Origin of the sequence: Actinocrispum sp. NPDC049592, from assembly GCF_040675465.1 — a bacterium.
Classification (GTDB): Bacteria; Actinomycetota; Actinomycetes; order Mycobacteriales; family Pseudonocardiaceae; genus Kibdelosporangium.
Genome location: NZ_JBFAPA010000001.1, coordinates 339,347 through 355,095, shown reverse-complemented (window position 1 = coordinate 355,095; position 15,749 = coordinate 339,347). Strand labels below are relative to the sequence as shown.

General features: G+C 69.0%; 15 protein-coding genes. 10 read left to right on the top strand and 5 right to left on the bottom strand.

Translation table 11 applies throughout. From position 1 onward, the window contains the following. Positions 1–74 precede the first annotated feature (74 nt). Positions 75–692, top strand: a complete 618-nt coding sequence (locus tag AB0J95_RS01660; protein ID WP_364750827.1) for an HAD hydrolase-like protein — start codon at positions 75–77, stop codon at positions 690–692. Here AB0J95_RS01660 and AB0J95_RS01655 read toward each other — a convergent pair. Beyond that, the gene (locus AB0J95_RS01655) at positions 664–855 is read right to left on the bottom strand and encodes a hypothetical protein (protein ID WP_364750825.1); all 192 of its coding nucleotides are present in this window, start codon (positions 853–855) and stop codon (positions 664–666) included. The genes AB0J95_RS01660 and AB0J95_RS01655 overlap by 29 nt on opposite strands. 147 nt (positions 856–1,002) lie before the next feature. On the opposite strand from AB0J95_RS01655, the gene AB0J95_RS01650 reads away from it, so the two are divergent. Next, positions 1,003–1,389, top strand: a complete 387-nt coding sequence (locus AB0J95_RS01650) for a cold-shock protein (RefSeq protein ID WP_364753396.1) — start codon at positions 1,003–1,005, stop codon at positions 1,387–1,389. Positions 1,390–1,539: 150 nt separating this feature from the next. Here AB0J95_RS01650 and AB0J95_RS01645 read toward each other — a convergent pair whose 3' ends face one another. Genes AB0J95_RS01645 through AB0J95_RS01635 form a run of 3 tightly spaced genes read right to left on the bottom strand, consistent with a single transcriptional unit; the run spans position 1,540 to position 4,632 of the window. After that, positions 1,540–1,992, bottom strand: a complete 453-nt coding sequence (locus AB0J95_RS01645) for a DUF2771 family protein (protein ID WP_364750822.1) — start codon at positions 1,990–1,992, stop codon at positions 1,540–1,542. Between the two features lie 30 nt (positions 1,993–2,022). Beyond that, positions 2,023–3,822 carry an MFS transporter gene (locus AB0J95_RS01640; RefSeq protein ID WP_364750819.1) on the bottom strand — a complete coding sequence of 600 codons (1,800 nt, stop codon included), beginning with the start codon at positions 3,820–3,822 and terminating at the stop codon, positions 2,023–2,025. Between the two features lie 45 nt (positions 3,823–3,867). Further along, positions 3,868–4,632 carry a glutaminyl-peptide cyclotransferase gene (locus AB0J95_RS01635; RefSeq protein WP_364753393.1) on the bottom strand — a complete coding sequence of 255 codons (765 nt, stop codon included), beginning with the start codon at positions 4,630–4,632 and terminating at the stop codon, positions 3,868–3,870. 43 nt (positions 4,633–4,675) lie between these two features. On the opposite strand from AB0J95_RS01635, the gene AB0J95_RS01630 reads away from it, so the two are divergent. Genes AB0J95_RS01630 through AB0J95_RS01615 form a run of 4 tightly spaced genes read left to right on the top strand, consistent with a single transcriptional unit; the run spans position 4,676 to position 10,985 of the window. Next, positions 4,676–5,425 carry a DUF3027 domain-containing protein gene (locus AB0J95_RS01630; protein ID WP_364750818.1) on the top strand — a complete coding sequence of 250 codons (750 nt, stop codon included), beginning with the start codon at positions 4,676–4,678 and terminating at the stop codon, positions 5,423–5,425. Continuing rightward, positions 5,422–8,274, top strand: coding sequence for a hypothetical protein (locus tag AB0J95_RS01625; RefSeq protein WP_364750816.1), 2,853 nt, complete (start codon positions 5,422–5,424; stop codon positions 8,272–8,274). The genes AB0J95_RS01630 and AB0J95_RS01625 overlap by 4 nt, the downstream gene beginning before the upstream one ends. 38 nt (positions 8,275–8,312) lie before the next feature. Further along, complete coding sequence (locus tag AB0J95_RS01620) at positions 8,313–10,190, top strand: ABC transporter ATP-binding protein (RefSeq protein ID WP_364750813.1); 1,878 nt, start codon at positions 8,313–8,315, stop codon at positions 10,188–10,190. A gap of 36 nt (positions 10,191–10,226) precedes the next feature. Beyond that, entirely contained in the window at positions 10,227–10,985 is a 759-nt protein-coding gene (locus AB0J95_RS01615) for a class I SAM-dependent methyltransferase (protein ID WP_364750812.1), read from the top strand. A gap of 217 nt (positions 10,986–11,202) precedes the next feature. Here the strand turns inward: AB0J95_RS01615 and AB0J95_RS01610 are convergent, their stop codons facing one another. Continuing rightward, positions 11,203–11,481 carry a DUF2530 domain-containing protein gene (locus AB0J95_RS01610; RefSeq protein ID WP_364750809.1) on the bottom strand — a complete coding sequence of 93 codons (279 nt, stop codon included), beginning with the start codon at positions 11,479–11,481 and terminating at the stop codon, positions 11,203–11,205. A gap of 18 nt (positions 11,482–11,499) precedes the next feature. On the opposite strand from AB0J95_RS01610, the gene AB0J95_RS01605 reads away from it, so the two are divergent. The 4 genes from AB0J95_RS01605 (at position 11,500) to AB0J95_RS01590 (ending at position 15,745) form a co-directional block, all read left to right on the top strand. Continuing rightward, positions 11,500–12,957, top strand: coding sequence for an NCS2 family permease (locus AB0J95_RS01605; protein ID WP_364750807.1), 1,458 nt, complete (start codon positions 11,500–11,502; stop codon positions 12,955–12,957). Between the two features lie 32 nt (positions 12,958–12,989). Continuing rightward, the gene (locus AB0J95_RS01600) at positions 12,990–13,439 is read left to right on the top strand and encodes a MarR family transcriptional regulator (RefSeq protein WP_364750804.1); all 450 of its coding nucleotides are present in this window, start codon (positions 12,990–12,992) and stop codon (positions 13,437–13,439) included. Positions 13,440–13,526: 87 nt separating this feature from the next. Continuing rightward, on the top strand, positions 13,527–14,795 hold the full coding sequence (locus AB0J95_RS01595) for an MFS transporter (RefSeq protein WP_364753391.1): 1,269 nt from the start codon (positions 13,527–13,529) through the stop codon (positions 14,793–14,795). Further along, entirely contained in the window at positions 14,792–15,745 is a 954-nt protein-coding gene (locus AB0J95_RS01590) for a hypothetical protein (RefSeq protein WP_364750801.1), read from the top strand. Before AB0J95_RS01595 ends, AB0J95_RS01590 begins: the two co-directional genes overlap by 4 nt. Positions 15,746–15,749 lie beyond the last annotated feature (4 nt).

Genomic DNA, 15,749 nt, shown 5'->3' with positions numbered 1-15,749 from the left:
TTTACATGGATGGCCTTGGTGTCAACCGGCTGGACGGAAATAACCCTTTCGTCAAGCCCCCTAGAGTGGGAGCCGTGACCCTCACCGTCGGCTTTGACCTGGACCTGACCCTGATCGACGCGCGGCCCGGTTTCATCAAGACGATGGCGGCGCTGTCCGCCGAGATGGGCGTGGAACTGGACGGTGAGACGGCCGCCGGGATGATGGGCCCGCCGCTGCCGGACGTGCTGCGCGCGATCGGCGTGGCCGTCGACGACGTGGATCAGGTCGTCGCCCGGTTCCGCCAGCTGTACAAGGACATCGCCATCGAGTTCAGCTCACCGATGCCCGGCGCGGTCGAGGCTTTGGCGGCAGTGCGGGCGATGGGCGGCCACACGATGATCGTCACCGCGAAGTACCAGCCGAACGCGGAGCGGCACATCACCGCGCTGGGCTGGGATGTCGACCACCTGATCGGCGACCTTTGGGCCACCGGCAAGGCGGATGCGTTGCGGACACACGGCGCCGGCGTCTATGTCGGTGATCACATCGGCGACATCAACGGCGCGCTGGCGGCCGACGCGGTCGCGGTCGGCGTCGCCACGGGGCCTTGTACGTCAGCGGAACTGGTTGCGGCAGGGGCACACATCGTGTTGCCGAGCCTCGAGCAGTTCCCCGCCTGGCTCAGCGGCCACGTCGCCGCACAACGCTGAAAACCGCCAGCGCCAACCCCAGCGGCAGCATCATCGCCGCGATGTACAGCCACACAGTGAGGTTGCGTTCGCCCGCGGCGTAGAGGCCGAACACCGCGATGATCGCGAGCAGGCCGACCCCGAACAGCGTAATCGCCGCTGGCATCAGTTTGGATCCGGTCACGACCAGAGCCTATGCGCTACGCCTTGACCTCGGTTTGGCATAGGCTTGTACGACGCGTCCCGGGCGTGCCCGGGGCGCGTTAGCTGTGCGGCGGGGTGGGCGAACGGGCCGCGCGGCTGTGGAAGCGACGAGGGAACGGTGAGAGCTGTGCCGACCGGACGGGTCAAATGGTACGACTCGGAGAAGGGCTTCGGGTTCGTCACGCAGGACGGCGGGGAGGACGTGTACGTCCGAGCCTCCGCGCTGCCGCCTGGCGTCCAGGGACTCAAAGCGGGACAACGCATCGAGTTCGGGGTGGCCGATGGGCGGCGCGGCCCGCAGGCGCTTTCCGTTCGACTCGTGGATCCTGTGCCTTCGGTGGTCGAGGCTCGGCGCCGGCCGGCTGAGGAACTTCACGGGCTCGTCGAGGACATGATCAAGCTGCTGGAGGCGAAGGTTCAGCCTGACTTGCGGCGGGGGCGGTATCCGGATCGCAAGGCCACCAAGCGGATCGCCGAAGTCGTCCGCGCCGTCGCACGGGAGCTCGACCCGTAAACCTGGGCCGGACGCGAAGGCGGGGCACACGCGTGTCCCACGTTCACAGCCCCCGTGTCCCACATTCACGGACCCCGAATTCTCCGCTCAATGGGGATTTCGGGGGCTACGAACGGGGGACACGGGGGCTGCGAACGTGGGACACGCGGGCTACTGGCTGATGTTGAGGGACCAGACCGGGTTGGTTTGGTACGTGAGGCCTTGGGTGGGGTCGGCTGCGATTCCCTCTATGCGTTGGACTTCCACGTGCAGCAGTTGGTCTCCTGCGGTGGGCAGTGTGAGGGTGTAGGCGTAGCGCTCGTTTGCTTTGAAGATCGTTGAGCGGGCCTTCTGCTCACTGCCGTCCGCTGCGCGGAACTTGAACACGACCACCCAGGGGCTCTTGGCTACCTGGCTGGGGACGCTGATGTTCAGCGGTTTGCCGCCCGGGACCGCGAGGTTTCCCGTGGGCTTGCACTCCTCGATCTCCCCGTTGCACGTGTCTGTGGGGGACAGGCGCACTGTCTCGCCCGCGGCGAAGAACGTCACCTCTGGGGGTTCCGGGGTGCAGGCCGTCAGGGTCAACCCGAGGGCGGCGAGCGTGGTCAGGGCGAGTCGGCGCACGTCGGTGAGGGTACGGGGGTGACGGGGCGGTTATTGGGTCGGGCCAGGGCCTGGGGCCGGGGCGGGGGTGGTGCGGACGGTGCGGACGCGGTTGCGGATGACGTTCAGCAGGGAGGCGCCGCGGTTCGCGAGGATGGTCTGCACCAGGCCGAGGGCCAGGATCAGCGAGATGATCAGGAAGCCGACCCAGAAGGTGGCGGGGAGTAAAACCCCCAGGGCGCCGCCGAAGACCCAGCCCAGCTGCAGGACTGTCTCGGACCGGCCGAAGGCGGATGCCCGGCTCTCTTCGGGGAGGTCGTCCTGGATGACGGCGTCGAGGCTGTTTTTCGCCAATGCGGCGGCGGTGGAGGCGATCAGGCTGACGACGGTCATGGTGCCGATGCCGGGCATGATCGTGGCCACGACCGTTGCCGACAGGCATGCGATCAGGCAGGCGAGCACCATCTGGTCTGCGCGGGTGACTTGCAGCCGGGTGCCGATGGCGTTGCCGCCGAAGCTGCCGAGGCCCGCGGCGCCGGCGATGAGGCCGAGCAACAGCAGCTGCTGGATGGGTTTGCCCTGGGTCTCCGCGCGGATGGCGAAGGCCGAGAACATCAGCAGGAACCCGGTGAGCACCTTGATGGTTCCGTTGGCCCACAAGGACACCACGACGTGCTGGCCCATGGGCTGGCGTTTGGTCTTCACCGGGGTGGCCGACAGGGTCGCCGGGACCTCGCCCTCGGTGACCTCGACCCAGGCGGGGATCCGCATGCCCTGGACGGCGCCGACGACGCAGATCAACGCGGTGAACCAGAGGGCGCCGGGGGAGCCGAAAAGCTGCAGCAGGCCTGCTGCCAGGCCGCCGAACACAGCGCCCGCGGCCAGGCCGAAGATGGTCAGCCTGGCGTTGGTTTTGGACAGGGTGATGTCCGGGGGCAGGACCCTGGGGGTGACGGCGGCCTTCAACACCGTGAAGGACTTGGACAGCACCATCTTGCCCAGCGCCGCGGGGTAGAGCAGCCAGGTGTCGAAGTTCGTGGCCATCACGATGCACATCAGCGCCTGACCGGCCGAGGCCACGCACATGGCGAGCCGTCGTCCGCGCTGGATGCGGTCCAGGGCGGGGCCGATGACCGGCGCGACCAGCGCGAACGGCGCCACCGTGATCAACAGGTAGAGGGCGATCTTGCCCTTGCTGCTGTCCGCGCTCGCCGCGGCGAAGAACAGGGTGTTCGCCAGGGCGACGGCCATGGCGGCGTCGCTGGCGTAGTTGAGCATCGTGGCGTAGGTCAGCGAGGTGAGGCCGGACTTGTCGGCCCCGTCGGCGTTCGCGGCCCGTTTGAACGCGTGCACGGCCTGCTGGGTCAGCTGCTTGCTGCGCAGGGCGGCGACGCGGGTGACGGTCAGCTTCTTGGGCATCGGCATGCCGCCGGGCCGCGCTGGGGCCGCCTCAAGGCCGTGCTGAGCCTCGGCGGGCTCCTCCGGCTCGGGGTAGTAGTCGTACTGGCCGCTGTCGCCTGTACGGGCTACTGGGTACCCGTCAGGGCCGTAACGGGCGGATGGGGGCGGTGGAGGTTCACGCCGGACCGGGGCCGTCTCGCGGTACTCCACGGGCACCTGCCTGGGCGGCGGTGGTGGAGGTGGCGGCGGCGGTGGTGGTGGTTGGGGCTGCTGGTACTCCTGGGGTGGGTACTGCGGCCGGGTTGGCGGGTACTGGCGGGGCGGCGGAGGTGCCTGCCTGCTCTGCCCGAACTGCTGCGGCTGCTTCGCGGTCCACTTGCGGCCCTTTTTCCGGCTCGCCGAAGCACCACGGTCATCCTTGCCGTGATCTTGGGAACCGGAACGGAGCACACCTCCATCCTGCCGTAAAGCCGGCAAGGTCACACACGCACATACCTATTGGGCCGTGACGAACCTCACCCGGAACGACTTGGGCCAGTTCTTGCCCGTGACCAGGAACTGGTCCGTTCCGGGGACGGCGGCGATCCCGTTGAGCACGTCCGTGTTCGCCCGTTCCTGTTCGGTGAGCAAACCGGTCAGCGTGACGGTGGCGGTGACTTCACCTGATTGTGGGTCGATCCGCACGATCCGGTCGGTCTTCCAGATGTTCGCGTAAACGCCCTGTGGCGTGCACTCCAGTTCGTTGACATCGACCACGCTCTTGCCGCCGGACCGCACCTGCACGCTCCCCACCTGCGCGAACGTGTCCGGGTCGCGGAAGGTCAGCTCGTCGGTGCCGTTGCTCATCACCAGGCGCTTACCGTCGTGGCAAAGGCCCCAGCCCTCGCCGGTGTAGGTCGCGCGCTTGAGCTCGGCCAGGGTGTTCTTGTCGCGCTGGATGGCCACGCCGTCCTTGTAGGTCAGCTGCCAGAGCTTGTCGCCGACGATCGTGATGCCCTCACCGAACATCGGATCCGGCAGGTCCGCTTTCTTGGTGACCGCTCCGGTGGACACGTCGGTGATCCGGATCTGGGACTGACCCTCCAGGCCGGTGCCCTCGTACAGCGTCGTCCCGTCGAACTCCAGGCCCTCGGTGAAGGCGGACGTGTCGTGCGGCAGCGTGGCCAGCACCTCCGCGCGCAGGTTCGCGGGCGGGGCCGACGGGGTGTCGCTGCCGGTGCACGCGGCGAGCAGAACGCATGCACAAAGAGTGAGAAGCACCTTCACGGCAGAAGCGTGACACGGGTGGTGCACAATCTTCGTGATGAGCACGAGCCTTGAACCAGATCCCGCCCTCGCCGGCGCGCTCGAACTGGCGCGCGCAGCGGCGGTGGAAGAGGCCGGCGACGAGGTCGGCGAGCATGTGGGCGTGCTGCCCGAGGACGCCGCGGCGCTGACTCACCTGTTCGAGGCGGACAAGACCGGCTACCGCGGCTGGCGCTGGGCTGTCACGGTCGCCTTCGCCGGCCCGGGCACCCCGGTCACGGTCAGTGAGGTCGTGTTGCTGCCCGGCCCGGACGCGCTCGTCGCGCCGCACTGGGTGCCGTGGCAGCAGCGGGTGCAGGCGGGCGACCTGGGCGTTGGCGACCTGCTGCCCACCGCGCCGGACGACCCGCGGGTCGTGCCCGCGTACATCCAGTCCGACGACGAGGCCGTCGAGGAAGTCGCCATGGAGCTCGGCCTCGGCCGGGTCCGGGTGATGTCCCGCGGCGCGCGGCTGGACGCGGCCGACCGCTGGAAGGGCGGCGAGTTCGGGCCCCGGTCCGACATGGCTCGCAGCGCCCCCGAACACTGCGGGACCTGCGGGTTCTACCTGCCGGTCGCCGGTTCGCTGCGGGCCGCGTTCGGCGCCTGCGGCAACGAGATCTCCCCGGCCGACGGGCACGTCGTGCACGTCGAGTACGGCTGCGGTGCGCACTCCGAGCTGCGCATCGAGCAGGGCTCGCCGGTGCTGGTGGCCGACCTGATCTACGACGACTCGCTGCTGGACGTTGAGCGGGCGCCGGCCGAATGACCGATCCGTTCGGCACGCAGCGGTTACGAGAGGCTGTGCTGTCGGCCTGGAGCACGTCCCCGACGCGCTTCCGGGAAGACGCGAACGCCGAGGAGGACCTGCGGCTCGGCGCGTACTCCGACCGGCTGCTGGTCGAGCTGGCCCAGAACGCGGCCGACGCGGCCGGGACCGGCGGACGACTTCGGCTGTCTCTTGTCGGCAACGAGCTCCGTGCCGCGAACACCGGAACGCCGCTGGACGCCGACGGTGTGGCGGCTTTGGCTTCGCTGCGGGCATCCGCGAAACGCGATGGCGGCACGGTCGGGCAGTTCGGGGTGGGGTTCTCCGCCGTCCTGTCGGTGACCGACGAGCCCGCGGTGGTCTCGGCCACCGGCGCCGTGCAGTTCTCCGCGCAGCGCACCCGCGACATCCCTGAGCTGGCCGCGCAGGTCGCCGAACGGTCCGGGCAGGTGCCGGTGCTGCGGCTGGTCTGGCCGCTCGAAGCCGAGCCGCCCGCCGGGTACGCGACCGAGGTCCGGCTGCCGTTACGTTCGGACGTCGACGCGGCCGCGCTGCTCGCCGACTTCCGGGAGCAGATCCCGGACCTGCTGCTGGCGTTACCCGGCCTGGTCTCGATCGAGGTCGAGGGCGAGGAATGGCTCCGCACCGACGTTTCCGAGGACGTCGTCGAGCTGGCCGGGCCATCGGGGACGACTCGCTGGCTGCTGCGGCGGTCGTCCGGGAAGCTTGCCGACACCGCCGGTCTTGGCCTCGAAGTCAGCACCGAGTGGACCGTCTGCTGGGCCGTGCCGGTGTCTCAAACCGGTGTGCCGCAACCGTTGCGTGAAGATGTGTTGCACGCGCCGACGCCCACCGACGAGAAGCTTTCGTTGCCGGCCAGGCTGATCGCGAGCCTGCCGATCGAACCGTCCCGGCGCCGGGTGATGTCCAGCCCCGGCGCGACCGAGGTACTCGCCGAGGCCGCGAAGCTCTACCCCGCCCTGGTGTTCGGCGTCCAACCGTTGGACCGCACCGCGTTGGTGCCGGTGCCCGGGTTCCCACGGTCCGATGTGGACGCCACTCTGCGGGACCTGATCATCGCCGAACTCCGCTCCAGCGCCTGGCTTCCCGGGGTGACCGAGTCGCTCGCGCCTTCCGTGGCGCGCGTTCTGGACTTCCCGTCGGTCGAACTGGCCGACCTGCTGTCGGACGTCATCCCGAACCTGGCCGATGCCCGGCTGGCCGAGCCGCGGCACGCGCCCGCCTTGGCGGCGCTGGAGATCTCGTGGCTGCGCACCCCGGAGATCGTCGCCGCGATCACCGGTATCGACCAGGACCCGTCCTGGTGGCACCGGGTCTACGCGGCCATCTCGCCGTTCGCCGAGCAGGACGGCTCGATCCGGGACAATCTGACCGGGCTGCCGGTTCCGTTGGCGGACGGGCGAACCCTGCCCGGTCCGCGCGGCACGCTGCTCGCCGACGACCCGGAGTTCCTGTCCGAGCTGGACGTGCCCGGGCTGCGGCTGGTGCACCCGGAGGCCGCGCACCCGTTGCTGGAACGTCTGGGTGCCAAGCACGCCGGTGCGTCCGAACTGCTGGATGCCTTGCAGGACGCCGTTGAGCGCAGTGTGGCCGATGCGGCCGCCGGGCTGATGGTGTCCGGGCTGGCGAACGCCGTGCTGGGGCTCGTCGGTCAGGCGGGTGGACGGCCGTGGCTGAAGTCGTTGGCGCTGCCGGACACCGAGGGCGACTGGCGGGCCGCGGACGAGCTGGCCGTGCCGGGCTCGCGGTTCCTCGAGGTGCTCGACGAGGAGTCCCCGCTGGGGCTGCTCGACCCGGAGTTCGCCGAGCGCTGGTCGGCCGACGTGCTGTCCGCGGTGGGCGTGCTGACCGGGTTCGCGGTGATCGTCGACGACGAGCCGATCGGCCCCGAGCACGACCTGGCCGACGAGGACGACTGGTGGGCCTCGCTCACCGAGGAGCCCAAGACCGTTGTCGCCGTACGGGACCTGGACCTGGTCGCGGACGACAAGTGGCCGGACGCCCTGCGGCTGCTGGCCATGGAACCGGCCACCTGGCGTGCGCTGCGCGAGCCCGGCGGGTACACCGCCTGGTGGATCTCGCGGTACGCCCTGCTCAACGGCCGCCCGCCGCGCGAGTGGCGCACGGCCGGGGCGTCCGATCTGGTCGGCCTGTACGACCCGCTCGATCTCGAGCTGGGCGACGAGCTCGCGTCCGCCGCCGGAGTCCGGACCGGGCTGGCGATCAAGGACGCTTCGGACGCGGCGGATCTGCTGGAGCGGCTCGGCGATCCGGCGCGGACCGTGCCGCATGGCGTGACCCTGCGGGCTCATACCGCGTTGGCCTTGGCGGACACGGTGGACCTGGCCGAGTTGGACGCGCCGGACCGGGTCCGGGTGCTGTCCGGTGAGGCCGTTGTCGCCGATGACTGTGTTGTCCTTGACGCGCCTTGGCTTCTGGCCGTGCTTCGGGCGGAACGCGTTGTGGCCGCATTGGATGACGACGCCGCTGAACCGCTCGCCGAGTTGCTGGACCTGCCGTTGGCTTCCGAGTCCGCCGGTGATGTCAGCGGTGGTGAGCTGGTGCCGTGGAGCGAACTCGGCGCCGTCGTGGTGGCCGCCGAGCTGCTCGGGTTCGATCTGCCGCTGGAAGGCGTGATCGTTCACGACAAGCTGACCGCCGATGGCCAGCCGGTGCACTGGTGGGTCGACCGTGAGCGCCGGGTGCACGCCGAGGACACGCCAGATGGACTGGCCCGCGCCCTCGCGTGGGCCTCGGACCGCTGGGTGGACCGGCACGTGATCCACGCGCTGCTCGACGATCCCGACCCCAGGACTGTGCTGTCGTAACACATAACTTCCGGATTTCCTGACGTACATTCGACGACATGGCAGCCGCACTGGTTGGCGTCGATGAACTGGAACTTCCGAAGTGGACAGAAGTTGACCAGCAAGTGGTCAAAGCCGGGCTGTGGCGGACGTTGCGCGCGCTCCCGGCCGGGATTCGGATCGTGGTCGGACTTGCCTGGCAGACCTCGAAAAAGCTCACGCTGCTGACCGGACTGCTGTCGGTGGCGGCCGGATGCGTTACTGCGTTCGGACTTCTGGCGACGGCAGATGTACTCACCACCCTGCTGGCACAGGGACCAACGGCGGACCGGGTGGTCGCCTCGCTGCCCGCGGTCGGGCTGGTGGTCCTGTCGTACTCGTTGCGGGCCTTGCTGGAGACGGCGAGCGGGTCCGCGCAGGCGATGCTGCAGCCCCGGGTGGAGCACGCGGCACAGCAGAAGGTGCACGAGGCGGTCGCCCGGGTCGAGCTGATCGCGTTCGAGGACAGCGACTACGCCGACCTGTTGCGGCAGTGCCTGTCCTACGGCATGCGGGCGGTCGAGGTGAGCATCATCGCGATCGCGAGCATCAGCGGTTCGGTGTTCAACCTCGCCGCCGCGGTGTTCTCGGCCGGCGTGCTGCATCCGATGCTCGCCCCGGTGGTGCTGCTCGCGGTCGGGCCGAACGTGTGGGCGTCGGCCCGGGCGGCCAAGCTCGTGTACGGCTCCTACCTGCGGATGGTCTCCCGGTTCCGGCGGCAGCACGTGGCCAGCGAGCTGCTCACCGAACGCGAGACCGCGGCCGAGATGCGAGCCAGCACGGCGGGTAACGCGCTGCTCGACGAGTACCGGCGGGTCAGCGAGGCGTTGACCGCGGAGGCCGCGGAGGTCGAACTGGGCAAGACCCGGGTGCGGCTGGTCGGCCGGGCCATCGCCGGGATCGGCACCGGCGCCGGGTACACGGTCCTCGGGTTGCTGCTGCACGCGGGCTGGCTCGCGTTGCCGTTGGCCGGTACCGCGGCTGTGGCCATGCGGTTGGCCACAACGGCTTTGGGCGGAACGATGATGAACGTCAACATGCTCTACGAACAGACGTTGTACCTGGAGCTGTACACCAGGCTGATCAACCTGACGGTTGACCGCACCCGACCGGATGTCCCGCTGCGGGCGCCGGATCCGGACCGGATCGACATCGAGAGCGTCACCTTCAGCTACCCGGACCAGGACTCGCCCGCGCTGGACGACGTCTCGCTGACTATCCACAAAGGACAGGTCGTGGCACTGGTCGGGGAGAACGGATCGGGTAAGAGCACCCTCGCCAAGCTGATCACCGGGCTGTACCTGCCCACCGCCGGGAAGGTGCGGTGGGACGGTGTTGATCTGGCCTCCGTCGCGGAAGAGTCGATCTACCAGCAGATCTCGCTTGTCCTGCAGGATCCGGCGCGCTGGCCGATGACCGCGTACGACAACATCCGGATGGGCCGGATCGACCGGGCCGGCGGCCTTTCGGTGGAAGCGGCGGCCATGGAGTCCGGCGCGGACAAGGTGATCGAGGAGCTGCCGAAGGGGTACGACACACTGTTGTCCAAGCTGTTCAAGGAAGGCCGTGATCTTTCCGGTGGGCAGTGGCAGCGGATCAGCGTGGCCCGGGGGATCTACCGCGACTCGCCGATCTTGGTCGTCGACGAGCCGACCGCGGCGATGGACGCCCGGGCCGAGCACGCGGTGTTCGAGTCGCTGCGCCGGTTGAGCGAGCAGAACGGCCGGACGACCATCCTGATCACCCACCGGCTCGCCAACGTCCAGCACGCCGACGTGATCATCGTGCTGGACCACGGCAAGGTCGTGGAGCAGGGCACCCATGGCGAGCTGATGGCCCTTGATGGCACCTACGCAAGCCTTTTCTCCCTGCAAGCCTCGATGTTCTTGGTGGACTAGCGATCACGAGTTGCGGGAGTTCGCCAGACTGGTCGGGTGACCCGAGAGCGCTTGCGGCGGACATTCAACGAGGACGCGCAGCTGTACGACCGGTACCGGCCGGAATACCCCCTGGCGTTGTTCGGGGAGCTACCGGCCGGCCCGGGCACGCGCGTGCTCGAGATCGGGTGCGGGACCGGCCAGGCCACCGCGCCGGTGGCCCGGCTGGGGTGTTCGGTCGTCGCGGTCGAGCTCGGCGCGGAGCTGGCGGCGGTCGCGAGGCACAAGCTGGCCTCGATGGACGTCGAGGTCATCGTGTCCGCGTTCGAGGACTGGCCGCTGCCCGTCGAGAAGTTCGACCTGGTCATGGCCGCGACCGCGTTCCACTGGCTCGACCCGGAGATCCGGATGGACAAGTGCGCCAACGCGCTGCGGCCCGGCGGCACGCTCGCGGTGATCTCGACCGAGCACATCCTTGGTGGCACCGAGCAGTTCTTCGCGGAGGTGCAGGACATCTACGAACGCTGGGATCCGGCGACCCCGCCCGGCCTGCGCCTGCAGCCCGCGGCCGAGATCCCGCGCGAGTTCGACGTGTCCGACCGGTTCGGCGAGGTGCGGTTCCACCGCTACGAATGGGACGAGCTGTACTCGACCGAGGACTACCTCGGCGTGCTGTCCACCTACTCCGGCCACCGGGCCCTGCCCACCCGCGAGAACCTCCTGGCGGACATCGCGGCCCTGATCGACACCCGCTACAACGGCCGCATCACCAAGCGGTACATGGCCCAACTCGCCATCGCCCGCAAACTCCCCTAACCCACCCCAGCCCACCCGCCCCGCGTGTCCCACATTCGCCGCCCCCGTGTCCCACGTTCAGGCGGGGTGTGTTCCACATTCGTCCGGACCGAAAGTCCGGGCGGGATCTTCAGGGGCGGCGAATGTGGGACACCGCGGCGGCGAATGTGGGACACGGCCGCCGTGAGTGTGGGACACGCGGGGCGAGTGGGCTGGGGTGGGGTGGGGTGGGTGGGGGTTAGATGCCTTGTTGGGCGGTTTTCGAGCCTCGGCGGGCCGCCGCGCGCTGCCAGGTCATGATCCCCATGCCGATGCCGCCGAGCACCGCCCCGGCGAACGCGGTCCAGGCGAGGATGTGAGGGCCGGTGAACAGGGCGACCACGAGCACGCCGAGCCACACCGCCGTGCCCAGGATCACGATCTTGTAGAGATCGACCAGGACCGCCGGGGGCGGCGGGGGCGCCGGAAGTGACTTTCCGGTTTCTTCTCCCGTTTCGGGTTCCTCTGTGGACGCCACGTCAGGGAGGCTACCCGTATGGCCGACACACGCTCCCGCACCGCCCTCGACCGGTTCTTCAAGATCGGCGAGCGCGGCTCCAGCGTGTCGCGGGAGATCCGCGGCGGGCTGGTGACCTTCGTGACGATGGCGTACATCGTCGTGCTGAACCCGCTGATCATCGGCAGTTTCACGGCCGACGGACCGTCCGCGCACCGGGACGTGCTCGGCAACATCCTCCCGGTCGGGCAGGTCGCCGCGGTCACCGCGCTGGTCGCGGGCGTGATGACGATCCTGTTCGGGATGATCGCGAACTACCCGTTCGCGCTGGCCACCGGCCTGGGCATCAACAGCCTGGTCGCGGTCACCATCGCGCCGCAGATGACCTGGCCGGAGGCGATGGGCCTGGTCCTGCTCAACGGCCTGATCGTGACCGCGCTGGTGCTCACCGGCGTGCGCACGGCCGTGTTCAACGCGGTCCCCGCCCAGCTCAAGGCCGCGATCGCGGTGGGCATCGGCCTGTTCATCACGCTGATCGGCCTGGTCGACGCCGGGTTCGTCCGCCGCATCCCGGACGCCGCCAACACCACGGTGCCGGTCGGGCTGGGCATCGGCGGGTCGATCGCGTCCTGGCCGACGTTCGTCTTCGTGGTCGGCCTGCTGGTCACCGGCATCCTCGTGGTGAAACGGGTCAAGGGCGCGATCCTGCTCGGCGTGCTGTTCTCGACCGTGCTGGCCATCGTGGTCGAGGCGATCGCCAAGGCGGGCCCGTCGCTGGGCACGAACCCGAAGGGCTGGAACCTGGGCTACCCGGGCATGCCGGACAGCGTGTTCTCGCTGCCGGACCTCTCGCTGATCGGGGACTTCTCGTTCGGCGCGTGGACCCGCGTGCCCGCGATCACCGCCGCGCTGCTGGTGTTCACGTTGGTGCTGACCGACTTCTTCGACTCGGTGGGCACGTTGACCGGTCTGGGCAAGGAGGCCGGACTCGTCGGCGCGGATGGGCAGCTTCCGGGCGTCGGCAAGGCACTGCTGGTCGACTCGCTGGGCGCGGTCGCCGGTGGTGCGGCCTCCAGCAGTTCCAACACGGTCTACATCGAGTCCGCGGCCGGGATCGCGGAAGGCGCGCGGACGGGCCTGGCGAACGTGGTCACCGGCCTGTTGTTCATCGTGGCGATGTTCTTCACCCCGCTGTACCAGATCGTGCCGGTCGAGGCCGCGGCTCCGGCGCTGGTCGTCGTGGGTGTGCTGATGATGGCGCAGGTCCGGGAGATCGACTTCGACGACTTCTCGATCGCGCTGCCGGCGTTCCTGACCATCGTGGTGATGCCGTTCACGTACTCGATCGCCAACGGCATCGGCGCGGGCTTCATCAGCTTCGTCCTGCTGCGCACCGTTTCCGGCCGCGTCCGCACGATCCACCCGCTGATGTGGGTGGTCGCGGTGGCGTTCGTCGGGTACTTCGCGATCGGCCCGATCGAGGCCGCGCTCGGCTGACCGGCAGTTACGTGCAAAACTGCATGTAAATCATGAGGTATGCTAAGCAAGTGTCCGGTACCGCTGGCGAGCACGCACTGACCAGCCGGCTTCGGCTGGCCGTGATGCGTCTCAACCGGCGGCTCCGGGCGCAGCGGACCAACGCGTCCGTCACGCTGAGCCAGATCTCGGCCCTGTCGAGCCTGCACAAGTGCGGCCCGATGACGCCGGGCGAGCTGGCCGCGCGGGAAGGCGTGCAACCACCGTCCATGACCCGGGTCATCGGTGCCCTCGAGGACATGGGCTACATCTCCAAGAGCGCGCACCCGAACGACGGCAGGCAGGTGATCGTCGAACTCACCGCGCAGGGCCTCGGCTACATCGACGCCGACATCTCCGCGCGGGAGGCCTGGCTGGACGCGCGACTGTCCGAACTGGACGAAGCCGAGCGGGCGACCCTGTCCCGCGCGGCCGAGATCATCGACAGAATGGCGGGACAGTAACAACTTGCCCGCCGGTCCTGTCCTGGATCCTTCGGGAGGCATGCAGCGGTGACAGCGGGGGCGGGTAGGACCCGAGAGAAGCAGACGATCAGCGACTCAGACCTACCACCGCCACCAGCGGCACCGCCCACCGGCACCTTCTCCTCCTTGCGCATCCGCAACTACCGGTTGTTCTTCTCCGGCCAGGTCATCTCCAACGTCGGCACCTGGATGAACCGGATCGCGCAGGACTGGCTCGTGTTCACGTTGACCGGCAACAACCCGGTCGCCCTCGGTATCGCCGCCGCGCTGCAGTTCGCGCCGACGCTGTTGTTGTCGCTGTGGGCCGGGGTGTGGGCGGACCGGCTGGACAAGCGCAAGCTGCTGGTCTTCCTGCAGTCCGGGATGGCCGCTTGTGCTTTGGTTCTGGGGATTCTGGACGTCACCGGGCTGGTGCGGATCTGGCAGGTGTACCTGCTTTGCCTGGTGTTCGGGTGTTTCGTCGCGGTGGAGACGCCGACGCGGCAGTCGTTCGTCGGTGAGATGGTCGGTTCCACCCAGCTGACCAACGCGGTGGCGCTGAACTCCTCCTCCTTCAACCTCGCTCGCGTTGTCGGGCCGGCGATCGCGGGCCTGATGATCACGTGGGTGTCCACCGGTCCGGTGTTCCTGATCAACGCGGTCAGCACGATCGCGGTGATCGCGGGGCTGATCATGATGAACCCCGCCGAGCTGCACCGCGGCCCGGCCGTGAAACGCGCCAAAGGCCAGCTGCGCGAAGGACTCCGGTACGTGCGCGGCCGCATCGACCTGGTTGTCGTGCTGACCCTGATGTTCTGCGTGAGCACGTTCGCCATCACGTTCTTCACGACCCTGGCTGTGGTGGCCGCCAACGTGTTCCACAAGGAAGCCGACGGTTATGGCTTGCTGTCCAGTGCTTTGGCGGTCGGGACGTTGACGGGTGCGCTGCTGGCCGCCCGCCGGTCGGTGCGCAGCAAGCCGGGGCTGAAGATGCTCTTCGGATCGGCGCTGGTCTTCGGGTTCCTGGAGATGACTGCCGGGCTTATGCCGACATACCTGGCTTTCGCGGTCGCGCTGGTCCCGGTCGGCGTCGTGCTGATGACGTTCATGAACTCCGCCAACACAACCGTGCAGTTGTCGGTGAGCCCGGAGATGCGCGGCCGCGTGATGGGCTTGTACATGCTGGTGTTCCTGGGCGGAAACCCGATCGCCGGGCCGATGACCGGGTGGCTCGCCGACCAGTTCGGCGGCCGGTCGCCGTTGATCGTGGGCGGGATCGCGGCCATGCTCGCCGCGGTGGTCTGCGGCGCCGTCCTGCGGTGGCGGACCAAACGGCTCGATACCCTGCCCGTGTGAAGCTGTTCGGCAGGAGCACTCGGCGCTCGCTGATCCTGGATCACTGCTACAAGGACGAAATCCTCGATGCCGCTCTTGCCGAGGCGCGGGACGGCCACGTCGGCGCGTCGATGACGGTCCTGCGGGAGTGCCGCCACGATCCGGAGACCCGGATGTTGCGTGCCGACCGGCTGGGCACGTGCCTGTTCGGGTACGGCGACCAGATCGCCAAGCTCGGGCACGACCGCCGGGATCCCGAGCTGCTGCTCGTCGCCGGGGCGTCCTACATCGAGGAGGCGTGGCGGATCCGGGGCATCGGTCCCGCGTCGACGATGAGCCACCAGCAGAAGCTCAAGTTCGGTGCGACGCTGCAGCTGGCGCTGAGTCCGTTGATGACGGCGTCCGAGCTGCTCCCGGACGACGCGGTCCCGTGGGCCTTGCTGCAGACGGTGTCGCGCGGGCTCGGTTTCACCCGCGCCGAGCAGGACTCGATCTGGACGCAGGCCGTCGACCGCGCCCCGGACCTGTACGCGGCCCACTCGGCCAGACTGCAGGCCTTGTGCGAGAAGTGGTACGGCTCAAGCGAGGAGATGCTGGAGTTCGCCGTGGACACCGTGGCTTCGGCGCGGCCCGGTAGCCCGTTGACGACGATGCTGCCGATCGCCTACTTCGAGCTGTTCGCGGCGGCGGAGTCCCGGCTGAAACCGTGGCGGCTCGCCGAGCGGATGTTCCACGACGCCGCGGGCCCGATCGCCGAGGCCAGCCGCAAGTGGCGGACCGGCGCGAAGCCGCATCCCCGCTCGTACCAGGCGCACAACATGTTCTTCGCGGCGTGCGCGCTGGCCGGTGACCGCGAAGGCGCGGCCGAACACCTGCGCGGCATGGGCGACCGGCTGAACCCTTGGCCGTGGTGCTACCTGGAGGACGACCCGGCCGAGGCTTTCCACCGGCTGAGCGGCCGGTATTCGTGACTAC